Consider the following 26564-nt stretch of genomic DNA (forward strand, 5'->3'; position numbering starts at 1 on the left):
CCCGCCGAGGGAGGCGGACCGGGCGGGGGCTGGGGGTGGGGCGGCTCAGTAGGAGCCGGTGCGCACGTACGTGATGCCGCCCGCGACATCGGCGAAGCCCTCCGCGTAGGAGGAGACGCCGGCGTCGTTGACCATGCGGGTGTAGCAGGAGCTGCTGCCCACCGCGACGGTGCAGGAGTAGCTGCGCCCGTCGGAGTTGCGGACCACCTTCGCCTGGGCGCAGGCCTTGCCCGCGGAGGCGTTGCCGCAGTTGAACTGCGCGTAGTCGAGGGAGACCCGCGCCCAGGCGGTGCGGCAGCCGGAGTTGTAGCGCAGCTCGATGGTGCCGAGGTGGGTGCCGAAGGTCGGGTCGTACATGGCCGCCGACCGCACGGTGCTGGTGGTGCCGCCGCAGCTGGTGGAGGCCGGGTCGTTGCCGTCGTAGGTGGCGGCCTGGGCGGAACCGCCGGTCAGCGAGAGGGCTCCCGCGGCGAGCAGCAGGGCGGTGCCGGCCTGGGCGGTGCGGCGGAGCAGGTTGCGCATGATGGGGGTCCGTTCCGCTCTCAGTAGCTGCCGGTGCGGGTGTACTTGGTGCCGCCCGCGGTGTCCGTGTAGCTCTGGGCGTAGGAGCTGACGCCGGCGTCGTTGACCATCGGCGTGTAGCAGGAGCTGCGGCCCTCGGTCACGGTGCAGGTGTACTGGCGGCCGTCGGAGTTGCGGATGACCCACGCCTTGGGGCAGGCGACGCCGGCCGAGGCGTTGCCGCAGGCGCTCTGGGTGTAGTTCATGGTGATCCGGGCCCAGGCGGTGCGACAGCCCGAGTTGTAGCGGAGCTCCAGGGTGCCCAGGCGGTTGCCGTGCTGGTCGGTCATCGCGGCGGACTGGACCGTGCTGGTGGTGCCGCCGCAGCCGGCGGAGCCCGGGTCGGCGCCGTCGTAGGTGGCGGCCTGGGCGGAACCGCCGGTGAGGGTGAGGGCGCCCGCGGCGAGGAGCAGGGCGGTGCCGGCCTGGGCGGTGCGGCGCAGCAGGTTGCGCATGGAGTGGGGTCCGTTCGACGGGGGCCTGGAGCGGCCACGACAGGGGCAGGGGGGCTGCCGTACCCACCATGCGGCCCGCCCCCGCCCCCGGTCTTGGACAAAAACGCACTCCCGCGCCCCGGCCCGACCCGGACCCGGCACACCCCTTGCCTGACGGCACGTCAGGAGCCAGCATGGGGGCCGTCGCCGTAACTGACGGAACGTCAGATAAGGGAGTCCCCATGGTGGTCTACGGCATGCAGCTGCCCGTCCAGTCCCAGAGCACGATCTACGCCGAGCCCTGGGAGGCCGCCGCGGGCCCCGCCGACCTCCTCGCGGTCGCCCGCGCCGCCGACGAGCACGGCTTCGACTACATCGCGAGCTGCGAGCACGTCGCCGTCCCGCGCCGGATGGCCGCGGCGATGAGCACGATCTGGTACGACCCGGTGGCCACCCTCTCGTTCCTGGCGGCCGCCACCGAGCGGGTCCGGCTGCTCTCCCACGTCGCCCTCGTCGGGCTGCGCCACCCGCTGGTCTCGGCCAAGGCGTACGCGACCCTCGACCACCTCTCCGGCGGACGGCTCGTCCTCGGGGTCGGGGCCGGGCACCTCCCGGAGGAGTTCGAGACGCTCGGGGTGGACTTCGCCGGGCGCGGCGGGGTGCTCGACGAGACCGTCGACGCGCTGCACGCGGCGCTGGGGCAGGAGGAGTTCCCGGAGCACGACGGGGAGCGCTTCTCCTTCCGGGACCTCGGGCAGCGGCCCCGGCCCGCCCAGGAGCGCGTCCCGGTCTGGATCGGCGGCTCCTCGCCCGCGGCCGTGCGCAGGGCGGCGCTCAAGGGGGACGGCTGGCTGCCGCAGGGCGACCCGCGCGACCGGCTCGCCGAGCAGATCGCGCGGCTGCGGCGGCTGCGCGCGGAGGCCGGGATCGAGGCGCCGTTCACCGTCGGGGCGATCGCCGAGCCGCTGTACGTGGGGCAGCCCGGCTGGGAGACCGGCCGGCGCACCCTGACCGGCAAGCCGCAGGCGCTCGCCGAGTCGCTGCGCGCCTACGGGGAGATGGGCGTGGACCAGATCCAGGTGCGGTTCCGCTGCCGGAGCCGGGCCGAACTCGTCGACCAGATGGCGGCCTTCGCCGCCGAGGTCGCTCCGCACCTCACCTAGGCCGTGTCCTTCGGATCGCGCCGCGGGCCGGTCCGGCCTGATCCGAGGGCAGGGCCTCACGGGCACCACCGGGAAGGAGACAGCGCATGGGCAAGCTGGACGGGCGGGTCGTCGTCATCACGGGCGCGGCGCGCGGGCAGGGCGAACAGGAGGCGCGGCTCTTCGCCGCGGAGGGGGCCCGGGTGGTCCTGGGCGACGTCCTGGACGGCCCCGGCGAGGCGCTCGCCAAGGAGCTGGGGGAGGACCGGGCGCTCTACGTGCACCTGGACGTCACCGGCGAGGCGGAGTGGGCGGCCGCGGTGGACGCCGCGAAGGACCGCTTCGGACGGATCGACGGCCTGGTGAACAACGCGGGCATCCTGCGCTTCAACGAGCTGGTGTCGACGCCGTTGGACGAGTTCGAGGCCATCGTGCGGGTCAACCAGGTGGGCTGCTTCCTGGGGATGAAGGCCGTGGCGCCCGAGATCGCGGCGGCCGGCGGCGGCACGATCGTCAACACCGCCTCGTACACGGGGGTGACGGGCATGGCCGGGGTCGGCGCCTACGCGGCGAGCAAGCACGCGGTGCTGGGGCTGACCCGGGTGGCCGCGCTGGAGCTGGCGGCCCGGGGGATCCGGGTGAACGCGGTCTGCCCGGGGGCCGTCGACACCGCCATGAGCAACCCGGAGGGCGTGGACCCGGCGGCCACCGCCGAGCTGTACCGGAAGCTGGTGCCGCTGGGGCGGATCGGGCGCCCGGAGGAGGTGGCGGCCCTCGCGCTCTTCCTGACCGGCGAGGACTCCGCGTACATCACGGGCCAGCCCTTCGTCATCGACGGCGGCTGGCTGGCCGGCGTCAGCCTCTTCTGATCCGCGGACGGTCGGCGGTCGGTCGGCGGCCGGCCGACGGAACCGCGTTTCTGACGCTCCATCAGGTATTGACGCACCCGTCGCACGGTGCGACAGTCGGGCACATCGCTGATCTGACGATTCGTCAGAAACTCACGAGGACGGTGAACTTCCGTGGAATTCGGGATCTTCGTACAGGGATACGTCGGCAAGCGGGCCGAGACCGATCCCGAAGCCGAGCACAAGGCCCTCATGGAGGAGACCGAGTACGTCATCCAGGCGGACAAGTCCGGGTTCAAGTACGCCTGGGCCTCCGAGCACCACTTCCTGGAGGAGTACTCCCACCTCTCCGCCAACGACGTCTACCTCGGCTACCTCGCCCACGCCACCGAGCGCATCCACCTCGGCTCCGGCATCTTCAACCCGCTCGCCCAGGTGAACCACCCGGTGAAGGTCGCCGAGAAGGTCGCCATGCTCGACCACCTCTCCGGCGGCCGCTTCGAGTTCGGCTCCGGCCGCGGCGCCGGCTCCCACGAGATCCTCGGCTTCTTCCCGGGCATCACGGACATGAACCACACCAAGGAGATCTGGGAAGAGACCATCGCCGAGTTCCCCAAGATGTGGCTCCAGGAGGAGTACGAGGGGTTCCAGGGCAAGCACTGGTCGCTCCCGCCCCGCAAGATCCTGCCCAAGCCGTACGGCAAGTCCCACCCGGCCATGTGGTACGCGGCCGGCTCCCCCGCCTCGTACGCCATGGCGGGCCGGAAGGGGCTGGGCGTCCTCGGCTTCAGCGTCCAGAAGGTCTCCGACATGGAGTGGGTCGTCGAGTCCTACAAGAACGCGATCAAGGAGGCCAAGGCGGTCGGCGACTTCGTCAACGACAACGTCATGGTGACCTCCACGGCCATCTGCGCCGAGACCCACGACAAGGCCGTCGAGATCGCCGTCGGCGGCGGCCTCAACTACCTCCAGTCGCTGCTCTTCCGCTACCACGACACCTTCCCCCGCCCCGAGGGCATCCCCGAGTGGCCCGAGCTGCTCCCCGAGTACTCGGCCGAGATCATCGAACTCCTCATCGCCGAGGAGCTGATGATCTGCGGCGACCCGAGCGAGGTCCTGGCCCAGTGCAGGCGCTGGGAGCAGGCCGGCGCCGACCAGCTCTCCTTCGGCCTGCCGATCGGGATCTCCTACGAGGACACGATGAACTCCATCAAGCTCATCGGCGAGCACGTCATCCCCGAGATCGACACGGACCCGGTCCACCGCACCACCCGCTTCCGCCAGGGCGCGGGCGAGTAACCGGACGGTCCCCTCCGCGCGGGGCGGCGTCTTCCCGGACCGCCGCCCCGTACCGGCCCCGGCCGGAGGCACCCGCAGCCGCGGCCGGCTGCGCGGCCCCCGACCGGGGCGCGCCCGTGTTCCCGCGCGGGATCCGCGCAGACCCGCGCAGAAAGGACGGCTCATGCTCGACCACCTCATCAAGGGCGCCACCGTCGTGGACGGCACCGGCGCCCCCGCCCTCACCGCCGACGTCGGCCTGCGCGACGGACGGATCGCCGTCGTCGCCGAGCCCGGCACCGTCGCCGAGGCCGCCCGGACCACCGAGGACGCCACCGGACTCGTCCTCGCCCCCGGCTTCGTCGACCCGCACACCCACTACGACGCCCAGCTCTTCTGGGACCCCTTCGCCACCCCCTCCATGAACCACGGCGTCACCACCGTCGCCGGCGGCAACTGCGGCTTCACCCTCGCCCCGCTCCACCCGGACCGTCCCGAGGACGCCGACTACACGCGCCGGATGATGTCGAAGGTCGAGGGGATGGCCCTCAAGGCCCTGGAGGACGGCGTCGACTGGAGCTGGTCCTCCTTCGCCGAGTACCTCGACGCCCTCGACGGGCGGATCGCCGTCAACGCCGGCTTCATGGTCGGCCACTGCGCCCTGCGCCGGTACGTGATGGGGGCGGACGCGGTCGGCGGCCAGCCCACCGAGGAGCAGCTGGCCCGGATGGTCGCGCTCCTCAAGGACGCCATGGAGGCCGGCGCCTGGGGCCTGTCCACCACCCAGTCGGCCACCCACTCCGACGGCGACGGCGCCCCGGTCGCCTCCCGGCACGCCCTGCCCGCCGAGCTCATCGCCCTCTCCACGGCGGTCGGCGAGCACGAGGGCACCCAGATCGAGGCGATCCTCGCGGGCTGCCTCGACCAGTTCTCCGACGCCGAGATCGAGCTCTTCGTCGAGATGACCGCCGCCGCCGGCCGCCCGCTCAACTGGAACGTCCTCACCATCGACGCCACCGTCCCCGAGCGGGTCCCGCGCCAGCTGCTCGCCTCCGAGCGCGCCCGCAAGTCCGGCGGCCGGATCGTCGCCCTCACCATGCCGATCCTGACCCCCATGAACATGTCGCTCGGCACCTTCTGCGCCCTCAACCTCATCCCCGGCTGGGGCGAGGTCCTCGGCCTGCCGGTGCCCGAGCGGATCGCGAAGCTCCGCGACCCCGCCGTACGGGCCGAGATGCTGCGGCGCGCCGACTCCAAGGAGGCCGGCGTCTTCCGGCGCCTGGCGCACTTCGGCCGGTACGTCATCGGCGACACGTACAGCCCCGAGAACGAGGGCCTGACCGGCCGGGTCGTCAAGGACGTCGCCGCCGAGCGCGGCCAGGACGCCTTCCAGTGCCTGGTGGAGATCTGCGCCAACGACGAGCTGCGCACCGTCCTGTGGCCGATGCCCACCGACAACGACCCGGCCTCCTGGGCGCTGCGCCGCGAGACCTGGCAGCACGAGGACGTCCTGCTCGGCGGCTCCGACGCGGGCGCCCACCTGGACCGGATGTGCGGGGCGCCGTACACGACCCGCTTCCTCGGCGACTGCCTGCGCGGCCGGAAGCTGGTCCCGCTGGAGCAGGCGGTGAAGATGCTCAGCGACGACCCGGCCCGGCTCTTCGGGCTGCGCGAGCGCGGCCGGATCGCCGAGGGCTACCACGCCGACCTGGTGCTCTTCGACCCCGAGCGGATCGACGCGGGCCCGGCGACCCTGGTCCACGACCTGCCCGGCGACAGCCCGCGCCTGGACTCGCGCGCGGTCGGGATCGTGTCGGTGCGGGTCAACGGGGTCGAGACGGTGCGCGACGACGAGGTGACGGGTGCCATCCCGGGCCGGGTGCTGCGCTCGGGCCGCGACACGAGGACGGTGAGCACGCGATGACCGAAGGTCCCCGCGAGATCAGGGAACGCCTCTATATAGGGGGAGAGTGGGTCGAGCCCGACGGCGGCCACTACGAGGTGATCGACCCCGCCTCCGAGGAACTCGTCGGCCTCGCGCCGGAGGCCTCCCGGGCCCAGGTGTACGAGGCGGCCGAGGCGGCCCGCGCGGCCTTCGCGAGCTGGTCGCGGACGAAGCCGGAGGAGCGGGCCGCGATCCTTGACCGGGCCGCCGACCTGATGGCCCGCGACGCCGAGGCGAACACCCTGCTGGCCCGTGCGGAGACGGGCGCGACCACCGCGACCGCCCGCGGGATGCAGGTCGCCGTCGGCTCCTCCCGCTTCCGGCGGTACGCGCGCGGCGCCCTGGAGCCGGTCGAGCAGGCGCTCCCGCCGCAGATCAACGAGGCCGGCCCGATGGGGAAGGCGGGGGTGTTCGGGGCGGTGGCGGTGCGGCGCCCGGTGGGCGTGGTCACCTGCATCACCTCGTACAACAACCCCTGGGCCAACCCGGCCGGCAAGATCGCCCCGGCACTCGCCATGGGCAACACGGTCGTGGTGAAGCCCGCCCCGCAGGACCCGCTGTCGGTGTTCGCGATGGTCCGCGCCCTGGAGGAGGCGGGCGTCCCGGCCGGGGTGGTCAACCTCGTCACGGGCTCCGCGCCGGCCGTGGGCGAGGCCGCCGTGGACTCCCCGGAGATCGACATGGTCTCCTTCACCGGCTCCACCGCCGTCGGCCAGGCGATCGGCGAGGTGTGCGGCCGGGGTCTGAAGCGGCAGCTGATGGAGCTGGGCGGCAAGGGCGCGGCGCTGGTCTTCGACGACGCCGACCTGAACTCCGCGGTGATGGGGATCGGCACGACCTTCTCCTTCTACAGCGGGCAGATCTGCACCGCGCCGACCCGGGTGCTGGCCCAGCGCGGGATCCACGACCGGCTGGTCGAGGAGCTGACCGGTTACCTCGGCTTCATGAAGGTGGGCGACCCGGCGGAGCGGGGCACGGTGGTCGGCCCGGTGATCTCGGCGGCCCACCGGGACCGGATCGAGTCCTACGTGGAGCTGGGCCGCAAGGAGGGGGCCACGGTGGTGGCGGGCGGCGAGCGCCCGGCAGGCCCCGGTCTCGACCGCGGCTTCTACGTGGCGCCGACGCTCCTGGCGGACTGCACCAACGAGATGCGGGTGGTCCGGGAGGAGATCTTCGGCCCGGTGGTCGTGGTGGTCCCCTTCGACGACGAGGAGGAGGGCATCGCCCTCGCGAACGACAGCGACTACGGGCTGATCGACTACGTGTGGTCCGGGGACGTGGCCCGCGCCTTCCGGGTCGCGGCGCGGCTGCGGGCCGGCGGGGTCGGGGTGAACACCATCGGCCGGAACATGGAGGCGCCGTTCGGCGGCTTCAAGAAGAGCGGGGTCGGCCGGGACGTGGGCTCCTACGCGCTGCACGCGTACAGCGAGACGCAGGCGGTGGTCTGGCCGGGCTGAGCCGGGACGAGGCCTTCGGAAAATTCCTCGGGAAATTTTGGAAACGGACATTCGGGACAGTGCTGCGGTTCCCGCATATCGGACACTCCACGCCGGACCTACCGCTTGGTCGGTCCGGCGCGGTCGTCGATCTTTCAATCATTGGCGGCTGTCCGCTTTCGACCTCGCAATGCAAGGCGATGATCGATCAGATGAGCGGACTTAGATCTTCCGGATGTGGAAACCGCAGCATTTAACGTCCTGTTCATGACTCAGGTGGATGTGCGGCCCCAGGCCGGAGACACGGTAAGGGGCGCCGCGACCTCAGGCGGCACCGCCGACACCCAGGGCGTGCGCACCAAGGGCCTCGGCGGGAACTCCGTGGGCCTGATGGGCAGCGCCGTCATCGGCATCTCCACCGTCGCCCCGGTCTACTGCCTCACCTCGACGCTCGGCTCCACCGCCGGCGAGGTCGGCCTCCAGATGCCCGCCGTCTTCCTCGCGGGCTTCCTGCCGATGCTCCTCGTCGCGTTCGCGTACCGCGAGCTCAACAAGGTCATGCCCGACTGCGGCACCTCCTTCACCTGGACGGTGAAGGCCTTCGGCCCCAAGGTCGGCTGGATGTGCGGCTGGGGCCTGGTCATCGCGACGATCATCGTCCTGTCCAACCTGGCGGGCGTCGCGACCTCCTACTTCTGGCTGCTCGCCGGGGAGATCACGGGCAAGCCCTCGATCGCCGCCCTGGACGACAACAAGGCCGTCCACATCGTCACCTGCCTCGCCCTGATCGCCACCGCCACCGCGATCAGCTACCGCGGCATGACCGCCACCAAGGGCCTGCAGTACACCCTGGTCGGCCTCCAGCTCGTCGTCCTCGGCCTGTTCGTGGCGATGGCGCTGTCGAAGGCCGGCTCCTTCGAGACCTCGGTCGACTTCTCCTGGTCCTGGATGAACCCCTTCGCGGTGCAGTCCTTCGCCGCGTTCACCGCCGGACTCTCCCTGTCGATCTTCATGTACTGGGGCTGGGACGCCTGCATGGCGACCAACGAGGAGACCACCGGCAGCGCGAAGACCCCCGGCCGCGCCGCGCTCATCGCGATGGTCGTCCTGGTCGGCTCCTACCTGGCCACCGGCATCGCCGCCCAGATGGCCGTCGGCTCCGGCGGCCAGGGCCTCGGCCTCGCCAACCCGGAGACCTCCGACAACGTCTTCGCCGCCCTGGCCGGCCCCGTCATGGGCCCCGCCCTCGGCATCCTGCTCTTCGTCGCGGTGCTCGCCTCGGCCGCCGCCAGCCTCCAGACGACCTTCATCCCGGTCGCCCGCACGGTGCTGGCCATGTCCACCTACGAGGCCCTGCCGAAGTCCTTCACCAAAGTCCACCCGGTCTTCAAGACCCCCGGCAAGGCGACCATCGTGGCCGGTGTCGCCACCGGCGTCTTCTACACCGTGATGACCCTGGTCAGCGAGCACGTCCTGGTCGACACGATCTACGCGCTCGGCCTGATGATCTGCTTCTACTACGCCCTGACGGCCTTCGCCTGCGTCTGGTACTTCCGCGGCGAGCTGTTCCGCTCCGTGCGCGGCTTCGCCTTCAAGGGCCTCATGCCGGCCCTCGGCGGCCTGATGCTGACCGCCGTGTTCGGCAAGACGCTGTACGACATGTGGGACCCGGCCTACGGCTCCGGCTCCGCGGTCTTCGGCGTCGGCTCCGTCTTCGTCATCGGCGTCGGGCTGCTGCTGCTCGGCGTGGTGATCATGCTGGTGATGCAGCGCCGCAGCCCCGCGTTCTTCCGCGGCGAGGTGCTCACCAAGGAGACCCCGTCGCTGGTGGTCGCGGACTGATGGACTCCGCGCCCGTCGGCTGACGGAAACGACGAGGTGGCGGGCCCGTGGGGGGTCCCGCCACCTTCGTCGTCCCCGCGCGGGGTCAGTGCTGGCCGGGCAGCAGCCCCGACACCAGCTGGTTGGCGCCGGGCATCCCCTCCGGGGCGGCGCCCTTGCCCTTCGGCATCAGGACCCCGCTGAGCGGGACGACGGAGGGCAGGTTGGCGCCGCCGGTGTCGGCGGCGGCGGTCCCGGCGGCGGCGCTGAGGCCGCCCGCCACGGCGAGACCGGTGAGGGCGACTGCGGTGAGCATCTTCTTCATGCCCGCTCCAACGCGGAGGGCCGTGATCCGGTTACGGCCGCCCGCCGCCCGCCGCCCGCCGCCCGCCGACGGGAGGGGCACGCGGACCCCGGACACCGGGCCCTCCCTAGGATGCGGGCGTGCATGCGCATACCGAGCGGGGCACGGGCCCCTGGCAGCTGCGCCCGGCGCGGGCGGCGGACGTGGAGCCCGTCGCCGAGCTGAAGGCCGTCGTGATGCGGGACGACCTGGAACGCCTGGGCCGCTACGACGAGCACCGGGTGCGGCAGCGGCTGCGGGACGAGTTCCGGCCCGAGCACACCTCGATCGTCGAGGTCGACGGCGCCTTCGCGGGCTGCGTGGCCTTCGCCCCGTACGCGCACGGCCCCGGCCACAGCCTGTCCCACTTCTACCTCGCCCCCGAGGCCCAGGGGCGGGGCCTCGGGACGGCGCTGCTGGCGGCGCTCCTGGACCGGGCGGACGCCGAGGCGGTCCCGGTGCGGCTGACCGTGGTCCAGGGCAGTGCGGCCCGCCGGCTCTACGAGCGGGCGGGCTTCACGGTCGAGTCGGAGGACCCGGTCGACGTGCGGATGGTGCGGCAGCCGGCGCTCAGAACGCCGCGCCGGCCGGCTGCCGGGTCGTGACGTTGATCCGGTTGAAGAGGTTGGTGACGCCCACCATCAGGACGATCGCGGCGAGCTGCTGCTCGTCGTAGTGGTCGGCCGCGGCGTCCCAGACCGCGTCCGGCACGGCGTCCGAGCTGTCGGCGAGCCGCGTCGCCGCCTCGGCCAGGGCCAGTGCGGCGCGCTCCTCGTCGGAGAAGTACGGGGCCTCGCGCCAGGCGGCGACCGAGAACAGCTTCTCGTCGGAGACCCCGTTCTTCCGGGCGCTCCTGGCCCCGTAGTCCACGCAGAACCCGCAGTTGTTGATCTGGCTGGCCCGCAGGTGCACGAGCTCCAGGGTGGACTCCGGGACGCCGCCCTGGCGGGTGGCCTTCAGCAGGCTCATGATCGCCGGGCCGGCGTCGGAGAGCACGGAGGCGGGGTTGGCCATCCGGGGCTTGATCTCGTGCTGCATGGTGCGCTCCTCGGTGTCTGTCGCTGTCGCGTCTTCCGTTGCCTTCACAGCACTGACGGATCGCGCGACGCCGATGTGACAGCTCCGAGGAGGTTTTTTCCGCCGGGGGAGAGGCGGGCCGGCTCACGCCTCCGGGGCGTTCTCCTCCGCCGGCTCCGCGATGAGCGCCGTGGCGACCGTCCGGAAGCCGAGCCGGGCGTACAGGCGGGCCACCGTGTCGTCGGTGGCGGTCAGGAACACCGTCTCCACCCCCGCCGCCCGCGCGTCCGCGACCAGCGCCGCCGTGACGGCCAGACCGAGCCCCCGGCGCCTGGCCTCCGGGCGGGTGCCGACCCCGACGACCTCCGAGACCGCGCCGACCGGCTGGTGCTGCCCGGCCGCGAGGGCGGTGCCGGAGGCGTCGAAGGCGGCCGCGAGACGGGTCAGGCCCGCCCCGATCCTGGCCGCGACCTGCGCGGCGGCGGCGGGCGTGGGCTCGGCGCCGAAGGCGGCGTACGGGGCGGCCACGGCGCTCTCCAGGCCCGGGTCGGCGCCGTCGACCAGGCGCACCGTGAAGCCCTCCGGCAGCGCGGGCAGCGCCTCGGCCTCCGCGTCGAGCACCATCAGCGGGTGCTCGTGCACCACGAGCCCGCTCGCCTCCACCGCCGCCCGCAGCCCCGGCGTCGTCTCCGCCACCCACTCGAAGGCCTCGGGCGCCCCCAGCTCCCGCTGCCGGGCCCGGACCTTCTCCACGGCCGCCACGGGCACCTCGCCGTCGTGGCCGAGCGCCGGCCGCGCGTAGTACGGCCAGCCCGCCCCCTCCCGTACGAAGAGGGTCAGCGGACCGAACTCCTCGGCCCGGGCGGCGGACCGGGGCGCGGCGTCGTAATAGTTCTCCAGACGATTCAGCATGGTCACAGCATGACCGTGCCGGGGCCGTCCGGGGCGCGGGATGATGGAGCCATGACCGAGATCCTCACCCCCCGACTGCTGCTGCGCCGCTGGACCGACGACGACCTCGTCCCGATGGCCGAGATCAACGGCGACCCCGAGGTCATGCAATGGATCGGCGACGGCTCCGTGCGCGACCTGGAGACGACGGCCGAGAACATCGAGCGGTGGGAGGACGAGTGGGACGAGGAGGGCTTCGGGCTCTTCGCCGTCGAACTGCTCGGCTCCGGCGAGCTGATCGGCTTCACGGGCCTGTCGGTGCCGGAGTTCCTGCCGGAGGTGCTGCCCGACGTGGAGATCGGCTGGCGGCTCGGGCGGCAGTTCTGGGGCCAGGGCTACGCCTCGGAGGCCGCGCACGCCGCCCTGGAGTTCGCCCTGCAGGACCGCGGCCTCGACCGCGTGATCAGCATCGCCCGGGCCGGCAACACCGCCTCGGAGAACGTGATGCGCAAGCTGGGCATGACCCTGGAGCGCGAGACCGTGCACCCCGAGTTCGGGCACGCGCTGCGGATCCACGCGATCGACCTCACGGAGTACCGCGCCTGACGGCGGTACGGAACGGTGACGCGGCGGCGACCCGGGGGTGACAGGGACCCGTCACCCTGTGCCGGAGGGGCACGGGGGCCCGCGACGGGGACGAGGGGGAAGCATGAACGAGGACCGGCACACCTGCCCGGGCTGCGGGCGCGACGACCTGGTGCAGGCGGTGCCCGCCGTGTACCTCGCGGGCCGCAACGCCGTCACCAGCCGCGAGCGTGACGCGGACGGCGACCTGCGCACGGTCACCCGGACCTCCACCACCGCCCTCGCCGACGCGCTCGCGCCCGTGCCCCCGAAGCCGTCCCGGGGACTGGCCGGCCTCGGGCTGCTCGCCGGGCTCCTGGGCCTCGGCGCCTTCCTGGGACGGAAGCTCGCCGGGACGGCCGAGGAGGCGGGCTTCCCCGACGGCGGGTACGTCGGGGCACCCGACGACCTCGCCCAGGACACCGGCCCCGACCTGGCCTTCCTGGGCTGGACCGCCGCCCTCGCGCTGGCCGTCGTCGTCCTCGTGGTCGTCCTGCTGCTGTACCGCGGGGCCGTCCACGCCCGCCGGACCGCGGGCCGCCACCAGGCCGAGGAACTGTGGTCGCAGGGCTGGTACTGCCACCGCTGCGGCACCGTCCACTTCCTCGACGTACCCGGCGAGGACCGCGCCCCCCTCACCCTCCAGCGCTTCCGCGAGCGGGTGTGGGAGCGCGGCGGCTACGGCGCCCTCGCCGCCCGGCACCCCGTCTCCGGCCGCTAGGCCGTGTCCGGAAAGTCCCGCCCGGCTCGCGGGCAGACGGCGCTGCTTTCCGGAGACGACCGAGGCCGCGTGCTTCGGATCAGGCCCCCAGGAACACCGGATTGGTGAACGCGGCCAGCGCCCCCGGCAGCGGCGGGGCCGTCGCCGGGTGGCGCACCTCCGCGCGGACGTACGTGGCGTAGGCGGCGGTCGTCGTCCACTCGGCGGCGTCCGTGCCCTGCGCCGTGTGCAGCACGCCCTGGTCCGTGACCAGGCGGAGCGAACCGCCGGGCGGGGCGCCGGTGACGCGCAGCCGGGCGGTGACCGGCTCGTCGGCGGGGACGGCCAGCCGCTCGCCGATCCCGGCGGAGCGCCCGCGGCCGTCCGTGACGGTGAACTCCAGGGACACCGCCGAGGACTCGGCGACGTAGCTCCGCCCCGCCCGCAGCCCGTCCAGCACCGCCGCCCGGCTCAGCTCCTCCGCGAGGACCACCGTCTGCGGGGTGCCCACCCGGTCGGGGTCGCGGTGGGCGTCGCTGTTGCCCATCGCCGGGGTCCAGCGCCCGCGCGCCAGCGCCGCGTCCCAGCCGGCCAGGGCGACCTCGTCGTCCGGGGTGTAGGGGCCGTTCCACACCTCCACCGCGTCCGCGTCGCCGAAGCCGAACTTCCAGGCGCAGCCGATGCAGGTGGCCTGCGGGTGCGCGGGGACCACCAGCCCGCCGGCCCGGCGGATCTCGCGGGCGAAGTGCGCGAAACGGTTCTCCCTCGCTCGGTAGCGCCAGTCGACGAAGGTGCCGGGATCGGTGCCGAGGGCGAGGACGTGCCCGTTGCGCGTGGTGACCTCCTCGCCGAGCAGGACCAGCAGGTCGTCCCCGGCGAGCCCGGCCCACGCCCCGTGCCCGGCATGGGTGTTGTGCTCGGTCGTGGTCAGGAAGTCGAGCCCCGCCGCCCGGGCCAGCGCGGCGACCTCGGCCGGGGTGCGGCGCCCGTCCGAGTACACGGTGTGCAGATGGCAGTCGCCCCGGTACCAGGCCCGGCCCCGCCCGCGGGCCCGCTCCGGCGGATACGCGGCGGGGACCGCCGGGGCGCTCTCGCCCGTCCGCAGGGTCACGGTGACCGTGTACGCGAGGCCCTGCGGGGCCACCGTGTACGGCGCGAGGACCACGGACCAGGTGCCGGGCCGCAGCGGCCCCGCGACGTAGCCCGGCGTGGCGTCGTCGGCCCGCACGAAGAACTCCTTGCGTGCCCCGCCGGACCAGCCGCGGAAGCCCCGGCCGCCGAGCGCGGTGCCGCGCTGGTCGAACAGCCCGATGTCGAGGGCGTTGCCCTGGGTGCCGGCGGGCACGGCCGGCCGGTCGTAGGAGTACGCCACGTGCAGCTCGCGCACCCCGCGCGGCAGCTCCAGCGGCAGGTACACGTAGTCGGGGGAGCCCGGCGGGAGGCTGCCGCTCACCGTACGGGTGAGGTCACCGCCGTCGGCCCGGGCGAAGCTCACGGTCCCCAAGGTGAGCGCGGTCGCCGCGCCCGTCGCGAGGAGCGCGCGTCTGGTCGTCTCCGTCATGCCCCCGACTGTCCTCCCGTCCCGTGAACGGGGGAACAACGCGAAGTGGTCTCCGCCGGACCCCGGCTCGCGGGCCCCGCTCCCGCGCCACCCGGCAGGGAAGCGCCGCGCACCCCTCGGAATTCCACCCGGCACCCCCTACCGTGCCGTCATGCGGATCTCGACCACGATCTTCCTGACCGACGAGACCATCACCCCCGTGCGGCTCGCCCGCGAGCTCGAACAGCGCGGCTTCGCCGGGCTCTACCTGCCCGAGCACACCCACATCCCCGCCGAGCGCACCACGCCCTATCCGAACGGCGGCCCGCTGCCGCCCGAGTACACCCGGGTCCTCGATCCCTTCGTCGCGCTCGGCCAGGCCGCGGCCGTCACCGAGCACCTGCTGCTCGGCACCGGCGTCACCCTGGTCGGCGAGCACGACCCGATCTCCCTCGCCAAGCGCGTCGCCACCCTCGACCACCTCTCCGGCGGGCGCTTCACCCTCGGCGTGGGCTTCGGCTGGAACCGCGAGGAGGCCGACGACCACGGCGTCACCTGGGCCGCCCGCCGCGAGCACACCCGCGAGGCGATGCACCTGATGCGCGCCCTGTGGGCCCCCGAACCCACCGCGTACGCCGGCGAGCACTCCGGCCTCTCCGTGCGCGCCTCGCACGCCTGGCCGAAACCCGCGGGCGGCGCCCCCCCGCACCCTGGTCGGCGGCGCGGCGGGCCCGAAGCTCTTCGCGCACATCGCCGACTACGCCGACGGCTGGATGCCGATCGGCGGCCGCGGCCTCACCCGGACCCTCCCGGTCCTCCGCGAGGCGTGGGAGCGGGCCGGCCGCGACCCGAAGGCCCTCCAGGTCGTCCCCTTCGCGATCCTCCCCGACCCCGGCAAGCTGGCCCACTACGCGGAGCTCGGCTGCGAGGAGGTCGTCGTGCAGCTCCCGCCCGGGGAGGAGGGCGAGGTGCTGCGGGCACTGGACGCGTTCGCCGCGTACCTGTGACGCGTCAGGACCCCGTGGTGCAGCGGCGCGAGACGACGGTGACGGCGAGCGGCGCAGGAGCGGCCCGAGCGCCGGCGGATGAGTGCGCATACTCACCTCGGCCGTGCGCTCGTATGCTCGCTCCATGACGGATCACCAGGCACGACGCCCCGCAGGACCCACCGAGAACGCGATGCGCCGCGCCCTCAGGCGGGCCAGGGACGGAGTCGCGCTCGACGTCTCCGAGGCCGCGGTGCTGCTGCAGGCGCGCGGGGCGGATCTGGCCGAGCTGGTCGGCTCGGCCGGGCGGGTGCGGGACGCCGGTCTCGAGGCGGCCGGGCGGGCCGGGGTCGTCACGTACTCGAAGAGCGTGTTCATACCGCTGACCCGGCTGTGCCGCGACAAGTGCCACTACTGCACCTTCGCGACCGTCCCCGGCAAGCTGCGCCGGGACGGCCACGGGATGTTCATGACGCCCGACGAGGTGCTGGACATCGCCCGCCGCGGTGCGGCGCTCGGCTGCAAGGAAGCGCTGATCACGCTCGGGGACAAGCCGGAGGAGCGCTGGCCCGAGGCCCGGGAGTGGCTGGACGCGCACGGCTACGACGACACCATCGCGTACGTACGGGCCATGGCGATCCGGATCCTGGAGGAGACCGGGCTGCTGCCGCACCTCAACCCGGGGGTGATGTCCTGGACGGACTTCCAGCGGCTCAAGCCCGTCGCCCCCAGCATGGGGATGATGCTGGAGACCACGGCCGAGCGGCTGTGGAGCGAGCCGGGCGGCCCGCACCACGGCTCGCCCGACAAGGAGCCCGCCGTGCGGCTCCGGGTGCTGGAGGACGCCGGGCGGTCCTCCGTCCCCTTCACCTCGGGGCTGCTGCTCGGGATCGGCGAGACGTACGAGGAGCGGGCCGAGTCGCTGTTCGCGCTGCGCCGGGTCGCCCGCGCCTACCACGGCGTCCAGGAGCTGATCATCCAGAACTTCCGCGCCAAGCCGGACACGGCGATGCGCGGCATGCCCGACGCCGAGCTCGACGAGCTGGTCGCCACGGTGGCCGTGGCCCGGCTCATCATGGGCCCGAGCGCCTGCCTCCAGGCGCCGCCGAACCTCGTGGACGCCGAGTACGAGCGGCTCCTCGCGGCCGGCGTCGACGACTGGGGCGGGGTGTCCCCGCTCACCATCGACCACGTCAACCCCGAGCGTCCCTGGCCGCAGATCGAGGAGCTGGCGGAGCGGTCCCGCGCGGCCGGCTTCGAGCTGCGCGAACGGCTCTGCGTGTACCCCGAGTTCGTGCGGCGCGGCGAGCCCTGGCTGGACCCGCGGCTGCTGCCGCACGTGCGGGCGCTGGCCGACCCGGAGACCGGGCTCGCGAACCCGGACGCCCCCGTGCGCGGGCTGCCCTGGCAGGAGCCCGACGAGGCGTTCAGCGCCGCGGGCCGCACCGATCTGCACCGCACCATCGACACCGAGGGCCGCACCGGCGACCGCCGCGAGGACTTCGACGAGGTGTACGGGGACTGGGAGGCGCTGCGCGAGGCCGCCGCGCCCGGCATGGTCCCGCAGCGGATCGACACCGACGTGCGCGAGGCCCTCGCCGTCGCGGCCGACGACCCGACCCGGCTCACCGACGCCCAGGCGCTGGCCCTGCTGCACGCCGACGGGCCCGCCCTCGACGCGCTGACCCGGATCGCCGACGACGTGCGGCGCGCGGCGGTCGGCGACGACGTCACGTACGTCGTCACGCGGAACATCAACTTCACCAACGTCTGCTACACCGGCTGCCGTTTCTGCGCCTTCGCCCAGCGCCGCACGGACGCCGACGCGTACACCCTCTCCCTCGACCAGGTCGCCGACCGCGCCCAGCAGGCCTGGGAGGTCGGCGCGGTCGAGGTGTGCATGCAGGGCGGCATCCACCCGGACCTGCCCGGCACCGCCTACTTCGACATCGCGCGGGCGGTGAAGGAGCGCGTCCCGGGCATGCACGTCCACGCCTTCTCCCCGATGGAGGTCGTCAACGGCGCCTCCCGCACCGGGCTCTCGATCCGCGAGTGGCTGACGGCGGCGAAGGAGGCGGGGCTCGACTCGATCCCCGGCACCGCCGCCGAGATCCTCGACGACGAGGTCCGCTGGGTGCTCACCAAGGGCAAGCTGCCGACGGCCACCTGGATCGAGGTGGTCACCACCGCGCACGAGCTGGGCATCCGCTCCTCGTCCACGATGATGTACGGGCACGTCGACCAGCCGCGGCACTGGCTGGGGCACTTCCGCACGCTGTCCCGCATCCAGCAGGAGACGGGCGGTTTCACGGAGTTCGTGACGCTGCCGTTCATCCACACCAACGCGCCGGTCTACCTCGCGGGCATCGCCCGCCCCGGCCCGACGGTCCGCGACAACCGGGCGGTCATCGCGATGGCCCGGCTGCTGCTGCACCCGCACATCCCCAACATCCAGACCAGCTGGGTGAAGCTGGGCACGGAGGGCGCCGCCGAGATGCTGCGCTCGGGCGCCAACGACCTCGGCGGCACCCTGATGGAGGAGACCATCTCCCGTATGGCGGGGTCGAGTTACGGCTCGTACCGCTCGATCCGCGATCTGGAGGCCATCGCCGAGAGCGCCGGCCGCCCGGCGAAGCCGCGGACGACGCTGTACGGCGAGGTGCCCGAGGAGCGGCAGCGGACCGCCCGCGCCTCCGACGGGCACCTGCCGGAGCTGCTGCCGCTCGTCCAGGAGTAGGCCCTGTCCTCCGGACCGGGCCGGATCAGCCCACCAGGAGCTCGCGCTTCAGCTCCTTGAGCTCCCGGTGGTCGACGCCGAGACCCTCGCGCAGGTACGCCCGGAAGGAGCCGAACTCCCGGTCCACCTCGTCCAGGCTCGCGTCGAGGTACGCGGGCCGGACGTCGAGCAGCGGCTTGTAGACGGCGGCCTGCTGCGGCGGGAGGTGGGACAGGACGGCCTCGTTGGCGGCGGCCCGGTAGGTGTTGCTGGCGAGGTAGTCGGCCATGACCGTCTCCTCGGGGACGCCGAGGGCGGTGAGGAGGGCCGCGTCGGCCCAGCCGGTGCGGTCCTTCCCCGCGGTGCAGTGGAAGAGGACGCCGCCCTCGCCGAGGGTGTCGAAGACGGTGCCGTACGCGGCCTTCGCCGTGTCGCCGCTCACCATGAAGCGGTTGCCGGTGACCATCATGGCCTCGGCCTCGGCGGGGGTCCTGGGCAGGGTGGTGAAGGTGCCGGTGCCCGCGAGGACGTCGGCGACGCGGTAGCGCGCGCCGGCCGGGACGCGGTCGGGGGCGGTGGTCCGCTCGGACTCCATGCGCAGGTCGAAGACGGTGCGGATGCCGAGGCGCCCCAGCTTGGCGAGGTCGGCGTCGGTGGCCTTGTCGAGGGCGTCGGAGCGGTAGACCTCGCCCATCTTCACCCAGTGGCCGTCCCGGGTGCGGTAGCCGCCCGCGTCGCGGAAGTTGACCGCGCCTTGGAGGCGGATCAGCCGGTCGGCGAGGCGCAGCGAGCCGCCCCGCTCGGGGACCAGGTCGAACCAGCGGCGGTCGGCGGAGGGGAGCCCGGTCACGGTGACGCTGCCGGAGGAGCCGCCCCGGGCGACCGTGCGGCCGTCGGTGCGGACGGCGACGGAGCGGGTGCCGGGGGCGTCCCAGCGGACGGTGAAGGTGCCGCCGGGGTTCTCGGTGACGGTCGCGGCGGTGAAGGGGACGGCGGTACGGGAGTGCTCCGCGCGCCCGTGCTCGGGGCGGGTGTGCGCGGAGGCGGTCGGGGCGCCGAGACCCGCCAGGAGCGCGGCGGCGGCCAGCGCGGCGGCGGAGGTCTTGACTCGTGTCACAGGGCTCATGGCGCGGATGGTTCTGGCCAGGTGCGAACATCCGGTGAACTGCGGTCGAAACGCTACCGAAAATGGACTGTCAGGCGTCGGATCACAAAACGTTCCGAGCCCCGAACGAGCGCATCCGGTCTATTACAGTGCTGGACCAGATGCTGCCGACCGGGGGAGGCACGACGTGACGACCACAGCCGCGGCCGTGTGGGGCCGTGCCGAACAGCAGGACTTCCGTGCCCGCGTCCGCGGCTGCCTGCTCGGCGGCGCCGTCGGCGACGCGCTCGGGGCCGGGGCGGCCGGGCGGACGCTCGCCGCCCTCCGCGAGGCCCACGGCCCCCAGGGCCTCACCGAGCCGGTCCCCGCCCACGGCCGGTACGGCGCCGTCACGGCCGCCACGCAGATGGCCCTGTTCACCGTGGACGGCCTGATCCGCGCCCAGGTCCGCCGCGACACCGGCGCCTGGCACCCGCCCACCGACGTCCACCGGGCGCACCTGCGCTGGGCGGCGACCCAGCGCGACTGGGGCCCCGACGAGCGGCGCGCCGACCTGGGCTGGCTGGCCCGCGAGGAGTGGCTGTACGCCCGCCGGGACCCGGCGAGGGCCTGCCTGACCGGCTTCGGCGACGAGGTCCTCGGCACCCTGGACAAGCCCAAGAACCCCGGGGCCGCCGACTCCGGCGCCCTGGTCCGCTCGGCGCCCTTCGGGCTGCTCGTCGGCTGGGAGCCGCAACTGGTCTGCCAGCTCGCGGTCGAGTGCGCGGCGCAGTCCCACGGCGACCCCGCCGGGTACCTGGCGGCCGGCGCCCTCGCGGTCGTCGTGCACGGTCTGGCCCGCGGCGACAGCGTGGACGGCGCCGTCCGCACCGCGCTGGAGCAGCTCGCCCCGCGTCCCGGCCACGAGCCGGTGACCGGGGCCCTGGAGGCCGCGCTGGCCGCCGTACGCCAGGGGACGCCGGACGCGGACCGGGTGGCGGGGCTCGGGGCGGCCGAGGACCGGGCGGAGGGGCAGCTGGCGGCGGCCGTGTACTGCGCCCTGGTCGGCGAGGACGTCCGGCACGGGCTGCGGCTCGCGGTCAACCACGACGGCCCGTCCGCCGCGACCGGCGCCCTGACCGGTGCGCTGCTCGGCGCCCTGCACGGGGAGACGGCCCTCCCGCCGGCCTGGCTCGCCGGTCTGGAGGGCCGTGCGACGGTCCTGGAGCTCGCGGACGACTTCGCGATGGAGATGACCCAGGGCGCCGCCCTGCACGGCCCCGCCGAGTCGGCGCCCGGCTGGCTGGCCCGCTACCCGAGGGGCTGACCGCTCCGCTCGCCCGACGCCTGCCCGGGGACGGCCGCCGCGCCGTCGCCGTGGCCGTCGCCGCCGATCCGGTCGAGGAGCGCGTCGCGCTCGGGCGTCGCCTCGGGCTTCACGTACCCGAGGAGGACGTACAGCACGAGCGAGGTGGCGAGCGGGGCGACGATCCGGATCTGCAGCTCGACGCCGTCCAGCCCGTAGGCGGTCAGCCAGAAGGCGAAGAGCCCGGCCGCCCAGGAGACGAGCGCGGCCGTCGGCCCGGAGCGGCGGAAGGTCTTCAGCAGCCCGAGCATGAACGGGATCGCGATCGGCCCCATCAGCCCGGCCACCCACGCGATCACGACGGTGATGATGTCCTTGAACGCGGGGGAGTTCACCTGGGTGGCGACCGCCATCGACAGGCCGAGGAAGGCGACCGTCGTCAGCCGGGCGGCGAGCAGCCCGGCCCGCTGCGTCCAGGACCGGGCGGCCCGGCTGAGGGCGGGGGCGATGTCCCGGGTGAAGACGGCCGCGATGGCGTTGGCGTCCGAGGAGCACATGGCCATCGTGTGCGAGAAGAAGCCGACCACGACGAGCCCCAGCAGCCCGTGCGGCAGCAGCTGTTCGGTCATCAGGGCGTACGCGTCGGAGGCGTCCGCCCTCTTCGGCCGCACGAGCAGCGGCGCGCACCACATGGGGAAGAAGAGCACGAGCGGCCAGACGAACCAGAGCAGGGCGGAGAGCCGCCCCGAGCGGGTGGCCTCGCGGGCGGACGGGGTGGCCATGTAGCGCTGGGCCTGGTTCCACATGCCGCCGCTGTACTCGAAGGTCTTGATGAAGAGGTACGCGAGGAGGAAGGTCAGCGTGTACGGGCCGGCCGTCGGCGCCGTGTGCCCCTGGAGCTCGGGCCGGTCCCACACGGTCCACAGCGCCTCGACGCCGCCCAGCCGGCCGAGGACGGCGACGAGCATGGCCACGCCGGCGAGCAACTGGATGACGAACTGGCCGAGTTCGGTGAGCGCGTCCGCCCACAGCCCGCCGACCGTGCAGTAGACGCCGGTGACGACCCCGGTGACGAGGATGCCCTGGTTCAGGGAGATCCCGGTGAAGACGGAGAGCAGGGTGGCGATGGCGGCCCACTTGGCGCCCACGTCCACGATCTTGAGCAGCACGCCGGACCAGGCGAGGGCCTGCTGGGTGGGCAGGTCGTAGCGGGTCTTCAGGTACTCCAGGGGCGAGGCGACGTGCAGGCGGGAGCGGAGCCGGTTGAGGCGGGGCGCGAAGAGCTGGGCGCCGACGGCGATGCCGAGGGCGATGGGGAAGGACCAGGTGACGTAGGAGGTGACGCCGTAGGTGTAGGCGATGCCGGCGTAGCCGGTGAACATCACGGCGCTGTATCCGGACATGTGGTGGGAGATGCCGGAGAGCCACCAGGGCATCCGGCCGCCGGCGGTGAAGAAGTCGGAGACGTCGGCCACGCGCTTGTGGGACCAGACACCGATGGCGACCATGACGCCGAAGTAGCCGATGAGCACGGCCCAGTCGAGACTGTCCATTGCGTCCCCTCCAGAGGGTCCGGTCCGCCTTGTGAACGCCGTTCATCGTGTGGGGAGTCACAAGGCAGGGACAAGGCAAAGGAGGGTCAAGGGGCAGTAAATTCGTTCGCTTTACTGACCCTTGTTCATGGATATGAATTTGTCGGGGTTCGCGAGGCGTCCCCGAGGGGGTGCGTGAGGGCTCAGCGCATCAGCTCCCCGGCGTTGACGAGCAGCGACTGTCCGGTGATGGCCCGCGCCCGGTCCGAGGCGAGGAAGGCCGCCGCCTCCGCCACGTCCCCGTCCGTCGCCAGCTCCGGGAGCGCCATCCGCTCCGTGAGCCGTCCGAGCACCTCGGCCTCCGGCACCTGCTCGGTGTGCGCGGTGAACTGCACGTACGCCTGGACCGGTGGCCCCCACATCCAGCCCGGCAGCACGGTGTTGACCCGGATCCGGTGCGGCCCGAGCTCGCGCGCCATCGAGTACATCGCGGAGGTCAGCGCCCCCTTGGACGCCGCGTACGCCGCCTGCCACACCTGCGAGGGCGCGGCCACCGCCGACTGGGTGCCGATCAGCACCACCGAGCCGCCCCGCTCCTTCAGGGCCGGCAGGCAGGCCCGGGTCATCCGCAGCGTGCCCAGCAGGTTCACGTCCAGGACCCCCTGCCAGGTCGCGAAGTCGGCGTCCTCCAGGCCGCCGAAGTACGAGTCCCAGGCGGCCACGTGGACCACGGCGTCGATCCCGCCGAAGCGCTCCACCGCGAGCGCGGCGAGCGCCTCGCACTGGGCCTCGTCGGTGATGTCGGTGACCCGGTAGGCGGTGCTGTCGCCCCCGGGGTCGATCTCGGCGGCCGACTTGGCGAGATTGGCCTCCGTGCGGGCGCCGAGCACCGCCCGGCCCCCGTCCCGCACCACCGTCTCGGCGATCCGGTGGCCGAGCCCGGCGCCGACCCCCGACACGACGACGGTCTTTCCCTGGAGCAGTCCTTGGAACGGCATCCGGAACCTCCCTGGGCCTGTTCATTGATCTGACGGCCCGTCAGAGTAGGTGCACGGAACCGAGCAGGGAAGGGGCAGGACGATGAGCGACATCGAGACCTACGCGGAACTGGCGTCGGTCGGCCCGTACGGCGTGCACCCCGGCCACGCGCTGATCACGATGGTCGAACCGCACCCGGGCCACGAGTACGCCTACAACCGCTGGTACGAGGACGACCACTACTACGCCGGCGCCATGGCCATGCCCTGGATGTTCGCCGGCCGCCGCTGGGTCGCCACCCGCGCGCTCCAGGAGCTGCGCGGCCCCGAGAAGTCCGCGGTCGCCCAGCCCGTCACCGCGGGCTGCTACCTCTCCACGTACTGGATCACCGACGGCCGCTACGACGAGCACATGAAGTGGACCGTCGGCATCAACAAGCGCCTCAACCGGGACGCGCGGGTCTACCACGACCGCACCCACGTCTTCACCTCGTTCCAGGACCACGAGGCGACGGTCTACCGGGACGGGGCGGCCGGACCCCGGGACTTCCACGCCCTCGACCACCCCTATGCCGGGCTCGTCCTCCAGGTCGTGGACGCCGAGGGTCCTCAGGCGCGGGACGCCCTCGTGGAGCGGCTGCGCTCGCGCGAACTGCCGCGCCGGCTCGCGGGCTCGCCCGCCGCGATGGTGACGCTCTTCCGGCCCACCCCGCTGCCCGGCGACCGGATGACCTATGTGAAGCAGGTCGAGGGCGTCGACACCCGGCTGACCCTGCTGTGGTTCCTGGAGCGGGACCCGAGCGACTGCTGGTCCGAGCACTTCGCGGACCTGGCGGCGGCGGAGTGGGGCGCGGGGGTCGAGCTGGTGGCCCCCTTCGTCCCGACGGTGCCGGGGACGGACCGGTACGTGGACGAACTGCGCTAGCGCCGGGGCCGGGCGGGGCCGGGGCCGGGCGGGGCCGGGGCCGGGGCCGCGGTCGGGCGGGGTCCGGGCGGGGGCGGGGTTCGGGCGGGGTCGTGCTCCTCGGGCCCGGGAAAGGCCGAGCCCCCTCGACCAGGACGGCGGACCGGGCGAGAGGGCTCTTCTCCTGCGGTGGACGGTGTGCGCGCGGGGTCACAGGGCCCCGGCGCTCACCTCGCCCACGAACGCGTTCCAGGTACCCGGTCCGAAGGAGAGGGAAGGGCCCTCGGGGGCCTTGGAGTCACGGACCGCGATCGCGCTCACGACGGGGGACTTCACCTCGACGCAGGCCCCGTTGCCGCCGGAATACGAAGACTTGGTCCAGGTGTCCGTGCCGCCCTGAATGATGCCCATGTTTCTCAACTCCGGTTTCAGTAGGTGTCACGCCAACGTTGTTCTTGGCTTGGCGTGATCGACGCTACTCGCCCGGACCCGTCCGGTGGGACCGGCGTTCACCCGACCGGATGGCATATTCCAACTGCGCTTCCGTTGAGGTGAGTCGGGGGTGTACCGTACCGGTCCCCTTCCTTCCTCTTCACGCCTCTGCCTTCCCTTTCCGCCGGTGGCCGGGCCCTCAGCCCTGGCTCCCGGCGCCTCCGGCGGCGCCGTCCGCGTACTCCCGGTACTCCTTCGCGATCCGGGTGACGAACTCCCGGGTCTGCTCCGCGTTCAGCGCCTGGGCCCGCAGGTGCTCGTACATCACGCTGTACTTCGCGACGTCCTGCGCCTTCTCCAGGTACAGGTCGCTCGTCACGCCCTCGATGTAGACCACGCTGGAATCGGAGGTGTCGGGGAACTCCAGGATCGCGTAGTGCCCGCTGATGCCCGGGTGCGCGCCCATGTCGAACGGCAGCACCTGCACCGTCACGTGGGGAAGCAGCGACTGCTCGATGAGGTGCTCCAGCTGTTCCACCATCAGCTGCCTGCTGCCGACCACCCGGCGCAGCGCGCCCTCGTCGATGACCGCCCACAGCCGCAGCGGACGCTCGTCGCCCTTGATGCGGTCCTGGCGGCGGGTGCGGACCGTGACCCGCTTGTCGATGTCGGCGGGCGTCGACTCCGGCAGCGCCCCGCTGATGACCGCCTCGGCGTAGCCGTGCGTCTGGAGCAGCCCCGGGATGATCTGCGGCTCGTACACCCGCAGGCTCTCCGCGTCGGTCTCCAGACCGATGTAGACGCTGTACGGGATGTCGCCGAAGGCGTGCCACCAGCCCTGCTGGCGGGAATCCTTGGCCATCTGCATGAGCGAGTCGACCACCCGCTCGTCCTCGACCTCGTAGACCCCGCACAGGTCGCGGACATCGCGCTGGCTGATCGACCGGCGGCCGTTCTCGAGACGGCTGATCTTCGACTGGGAGACGAGGAGACGCTCGGCGACCTGCTCGGCCGTCATGTTCTTCGCTTCCCGGAGCCGGCGCAGCTCCTGGCCCAATCGGCGTCGCCTGACGGTGGGGTTGACACTGGACGCCACGGAAACTGCACCTCCGGCTGTCGGCTGCGTAGCTGTGAGTATCTACTGCTTGGCAGACTGCCACCAAAGGTGTGCCGTGCGCTGGGAAATCATCAGACGTGCGCGTGCGGGACGGCCGTCACGACGGCCGTCCCGCACGCGTATGCGGCTCCCGGTGTGGATCACGGGGCGTGGGTCACGCGCGGGTGCGCACGCCGACCGCACGCCCGGGGTCACATGGCGGCGCGGGCCATGCTGCCCCGGCGCGGCTGCTGCGGAACCCCGCTCGCCGCCGCGTTGCGGCGCGGCTGTGCGGCCACGCCGTTCTGGACGTCCATCACGGCGTGCGCCACGAGTCCGCCCATGGGGTCGTGCCGGATCAGGTCGCGCAGCCGGGACCGCGACGACCGTCCTTCGTTGCCCGGGTACAGGTGCTTGCCGAGTCCGACCGCGTGGGCCAGCGCGGCGAGCGCCGCGGTCCGCGGGTCCGGCGGTACGCCGGTGCGGATCGCACTGTCCAGCCGGGACCTGATGTCCCGGCTGATCGCCGTGTCCGTCGCCTGGTAGCGAGTCGTCGGCAGCACCCCGCACATCTGGCCCTCTACGGCATGGACCATGCCGCAGCGCTCCAGGTGCGCGAGATAGATCTGACGCAGCCCCAGTCGGGGCCCGCCGATCCAGTGGACGGCCCGGACCGGACTGCCGCGTCTGCGCAGCAGTTCCAGTGCGGAGTCCAGAGTCGGATCTCCGGTCGGCCGTGGCATCACCACGGCGATACGATCCCCGTCAGGGGCTATCCGTCCTGCCAGAGCCAGCTCCACTAGCTGTGCTCCGGCCAGGCCGAGGTCGAGCGACTGCGGCTGCGCTGTGGTACCCGTGGCCGGGTCCAGAGCGAGCAGCAGAAGCTCCTCCGGAATTGTTCTGCGGCTCCTGCCCATCCATGCCTCCCCGCGTGGATGAATGACAGGGTGA

At 73.1% G+C, this 26564-nt stretch carries 24 protein-coding genes and 1 pseudogene; 13 read left to right on the forward strand and 12 right to left on the reverse strand.

What is annotated here, in order from left to right; genetic code table 11:
* Positions 1-45: 45 nt before the first annotated feature.
* Both ABD981_RS23200 and ABD981_RS23205 read right to left on the reverse strand, forming a co-directional pair.
* The gene (locus tag ABD981_RS23200; RefSeq protein ID WP_046906838.1) at positions 46-522 is read right to left on the reverse strand and encodes a DUF2690 domain-containing protein; all 477 of its coding nucleotides are present in this window, start codon (positions 520-522) and stop codon (positions 46-48) included.
* Positions 523-542: 20 nt separating this feature from the next.
* Positions 543-1016 carry a DUF2690 domain-containing protein gene (locus ABD981_RS23205; RefSeq protein WP_046906839.1) on the reverse strand — a complete coding sequence of 158 codons (474 nt, stop codon included), beginning with the start codon at positions 1014-1016 and terminating at the stop codon, positions 543-545.
* A 221-nt stretch (positions 1017-1237) separates the two neighbouring features.
* Here ABD981_RS23205 and ABD981_RS23210 point away from each other — a divergent pair, with 221 nt between their 5' ends.
* The 6 genes from ABD981_RS23210 to ABD981_RS23235 all read left to right on the forward strand — a co-directional run bounded on the left by ABD981_RS23210 (position 1238) and on the right by ABD981_RS23235 (position 9486).
* A complete protein-coding gene (locus tag ABD981_RS23210; RefSeq protein WP_046906840.1) occupies positions 1238-2158 on the forward strand; it encodes an LLM class F420-dependent oxidoreductase in 921 nt (306 codons plus the stop codon).
* Positions 2159-2244: 86 nt separating this feature from the next.
* Positions 2245-3006, forward strand: coding sequence for an SDR family NAD(P)-dependent oxidoreductase (locus ABD981_RS23215; protein WP_046906841.1), 762 nt, complete (start codon positions 2245-2247; stop codon positions 3004-3006).
* A gap of 153 nt (positions 3007-3159) precedes the next feature.
* A complete protein-coding gene (locus tag ABD981_RS23220; RefSeq protein WP_046906842.1) occupies positions 3160-4284 on the forward strand; it encodes an LLM class flavin-dependent oxidoreductase in 1125 nt (374 codons plus the stop codon).
* Positions 4285-4447: 163 nt separating this feature from the next.
* A complete protein-coding gene (locus ABD981_RS23225) occupies positions 4448-6187 on the forward strand; it encodes an N-acyl-D-amino-acid deacylase family protein (protein WP_046906843.1) in 1740 nt (579 codons plus the stop codon).
* Positions 6184-7665, forward strand: coding sequence for an aldehyde dehydrogenase family protein (locus tag ABD981_RS23230; protein WP_205628134.1), 1482 nt, complete (start codon positions 6184-6186; stop codon positions 7663-7665). The genes ABD981_RS23225 and ABD981_RS23230 overlap by 4 nt, the downstream gene beginning before the upstream one ends.
* A gap of 246 nt (positions 7666-7911) precedes the next feature.
* Positions 7912-9486, forward strand: a complete 1575-nt coding sequence (locus ABD981_RS23235; RefSeq protein ID WP_046906844.1) for an APC family permease — start codon at positions 7912-7914, stop codon at positions 9484-9486.
* A gap of 85 nt (positions 9487-9571) precedes the next feature.
* Here ABD981_RS23235 and ABD981_RS23240 read toward each other — a convergent pair whose 3' ends face one another.
* Positions 9572-9790 carry a hypothetical protein gene (locus ABD981_RS23240; protein WP_046906845.1) on the reverse strand — a complete coding sequence of 73 codons (219 nt, stop codon included), beginning with the start codon at positions 9788-9790 and terminating at the stop codon, positions 9572-9574.
* 119 nt (positions 9791-9909) lie between these two features.
* On the opposite strand from ABD981_RS23240, the gene ABD981_RS23245 reads away from it, so the two are divergent.
* Positions 9910-10413: a GNAT family N-acetyltransferase gene (locus ABD981_RS23245; protein ID WP_046906846.1), complete on the forward strand. Its 504-nt coding sequence runs from the start codon at positions 9910-9912 to the stop codon at positions 10411-10413.
* Here ABD981_RS23245 and ABD981_RS23250 read toward each other — a convergent pair.
* Together ABD981_RS23250 and ABD981_RS23255 are read right to left on the reverse strand one after the other, a co-directional pair.
* On the reverse strand, positions 10379-10846 hold the full coding sequence (locus ABD981_RS23250) for a carboxymuconolactone decarboxylase family protein (protein WP_240495156.1): 468 nt from the start codon (positions 10844-10846) through the stop codon (positions 10379-10381). The two genes, ABD981_RS23245 and ABD981_RS23250, sit on opposite strands and share 35 nt — an antisense overlap.
* A gap of 123 nt (positions 10847-10969) precedes the next feature.
* Positions 10970-11737 (reverse strand): GNAT family N-acetyltransferase, encoded by a 768-nt coding sequence (locus tag ABD981_RS23255; RefSeq protein WP_046906847.1) that lies wholly within the window; start codon positions 11735-11737, stop codon positions 10970-10972.
* A gap of 51 nt (positions 11738-11788) precedes the next feature.
* On the opposite strand from ABD981_RS23255, the gene ABD981_RS23260 reads away from it, so the two are divergent.
* Together ABD981_RS23260 and ABD981_RS23265 are read left to right on the forward strand one after the other, a co-directional pair.
* The gene (locus ABD981_RS23260; RefSeq protein ID WP_046906848.1) at positions 11789-12322 is read left to right on the forward strand and encodes a GNAT family N-acetyltransferase; all 534 of its coding nucleotides are present in this window, start codon (positions 11789-11791) and stop codon (positions 12320-12322) included.
* 103 nt (positions 12323-12425) lie between these two features.
* Positions 12426-13061: a hypothetical protein gene (locus tag ABD981_RS23265; protein ID WP_046906849.1), complete on the forward strand. Its 636-nt coding sequence runs from the start codon at positions 12426-12428 to the stop codon at positions 13059-13061.
* 79 nt (positions 13062-13140) lie between these two features.
* On the opposite strand, the gene ABD981_RS23270 is transcribed toward ABD981_RS23265, so the two are convergent.
* Positions 13141-14601, reverse strand: a complete 1461-nt coding sequence (locus ABD981_RS23270) for a CehA/McbA family metallohydrolase (protein WP_046906850.1) — start codon at positions 14599-14601, stop codon at positions 13141-13143.
* Between the two features lie 151 nt (positions 14602-14752).
* Here ABD981_RS23270 and ABD981_RS23275 point away from each other — a divergent pair.
* A pseudogene (locus ABD981_RS23275) lies at positions 14753-15587 on the forward strand (TIGR03619 family F420-dependent LLM class oxidoreductase).
* Between the two features lie 124 nt (positions 15588-15711).
* Positions 15712-18303: a bifunctional FO biosynthesis protein CofGH gene (locus tag ABD981_RS23280; protein WP_046906974.1), complete on the forward strand. Its 2592-nt coding sequence runs from the start codon at positions 15712-15714 to the stop codon at positions 18301-18303.
* A 25-nt stretch (positions 18304-18328) separates the two neighbouring features.
* On the opposite strand, the gene ABD981_RS23285 is transcribed toward ABD981_RS23280, so the two are convergent.
* Positions 18329-19408 (reverse strand): tyrosine-protein phosphatase, encoded by a 1080-nt coding sequence (locus ABD981_RS23285; protein WP_046906852.1) that lies wholly within the window; start codon positions 19406-19408, stop codon positions 18329-18331.
* A 166-nt stretch (positions 19409-19574) separates the two neighbouring features.
* Here ABD981_RS23285 and ABD981_RS23290 point away from each other — a divergent pair, with 166 nt between their 5' ends.
* Entirely contained in the window at positions 19575-20693 is a 1119-nt protein-coding gene (locus ABD981_RS23290) for an ADP-ribosylglycohydrolase family protein (protein WP_046906853.1), read from the forward strand.
* On the opposite strand, the gene ABD981_RS23295 is transcribed toward ABD981_RS23290, so the two are convergent.
* Positions 20678-22225 carry a sodium:solute symporter family protein gene (locus ABD981_RS23295; protein WP_046906854.1) on the reverse strand — a complete coding sequence of 516 codons (1548 nt, stop codon included), beginning with the start codon at positions 22223-22225 and terminating at the stop codon, positions 20678-20680. The genes ABD981_RS23290 and ABD981_RS23295 overlap by 16 nt on opposite strands.
* A 182-nt stretch (positions 22226-22407) precedes the next feature.
* Positions 22408-23202: an SDR family oxidoreductase gene (locus ABD981_RS23300; RefSeq protein ID WP_046906855.1), complete on the reverse strand. Its 795-nt coding sequence runs from the start codon at positions 23200-23202 to the stop codon at positions 22408-22410.
* 82 nt (positions 23203-23284) lie between these two features.
* Between ABD981_RS23300 and ABD981_RS23305 the strand changes: the two genes are divergently transcribed.
* Complete coding sequence (locus ABD981_RS23305) at positions 23285-24106, forward strand: hypothetical protein (protein ID WP_046906856.1); 822 nt, start codon at positions 23285-23287, stop codon at positions 24104-24106.
* Between the two features lie 189 nt (positions 24107-24295).
* Here ABD981_RS23305 and ABD981_RS23310 read toward each other — a convergent pair whose 3' ends face one another.
* The 3 genes from ABD981_RS23310 to ABD981_RS23320 all read right to left on the reverse strand — a co-directional run bounded on the left by ABD981_RS23310 (position 24296) and on the right by ABD981_RS23320 (position 26530).
* The gene (locus ABD981_RS23310) at positions 24296-24496 is read right to left on the reverse strand and encodes a DUF397 domain-containing protein (RefSeq protein ID WP_046906857.1); all 201 of its coding nucleotides are present in this window, start codon (positions 24494-24496) and stop codon (positions 24296-24298) included.
* 220 nt (positions 24497-24716) lie between these two features.
* Positions 24717-25613, reverse strand: a complete 897-nt coding sequence (locus ABD981_RS23315) for a helix-turn-helix domain-containing protein (protein WP_046906858.1) — start codon at positions 25611-25613, stop codon at positions 24717-24719.
* 212 nt (positions 25614-25825) lie between these two features.
* The gene (locus tag ABD981_RS23320; RefSeq protein ID WP_046906859.1) at positions 25826-26530 is read right to left on the reverse strand and encodes a GOLPH3/VPS74 family protein; all 705 of its coding nucleotides are present in this window, start codon (positions 26528-26530) and stop codon (positions 25826-25828) included.
* Positions 26531-26564: the final 34 nt, after the last annotated feature.

Origin of the sequence: Streptomyces showdoensis, assembly GCF_039535475.1 — a bacterium.
Lineage (GTDB): Bacteria > Actinomycetota > Actinomycetes > Streptomycetales > Streptomycetaceae > Streptomyces > Streptomyces showdoensis.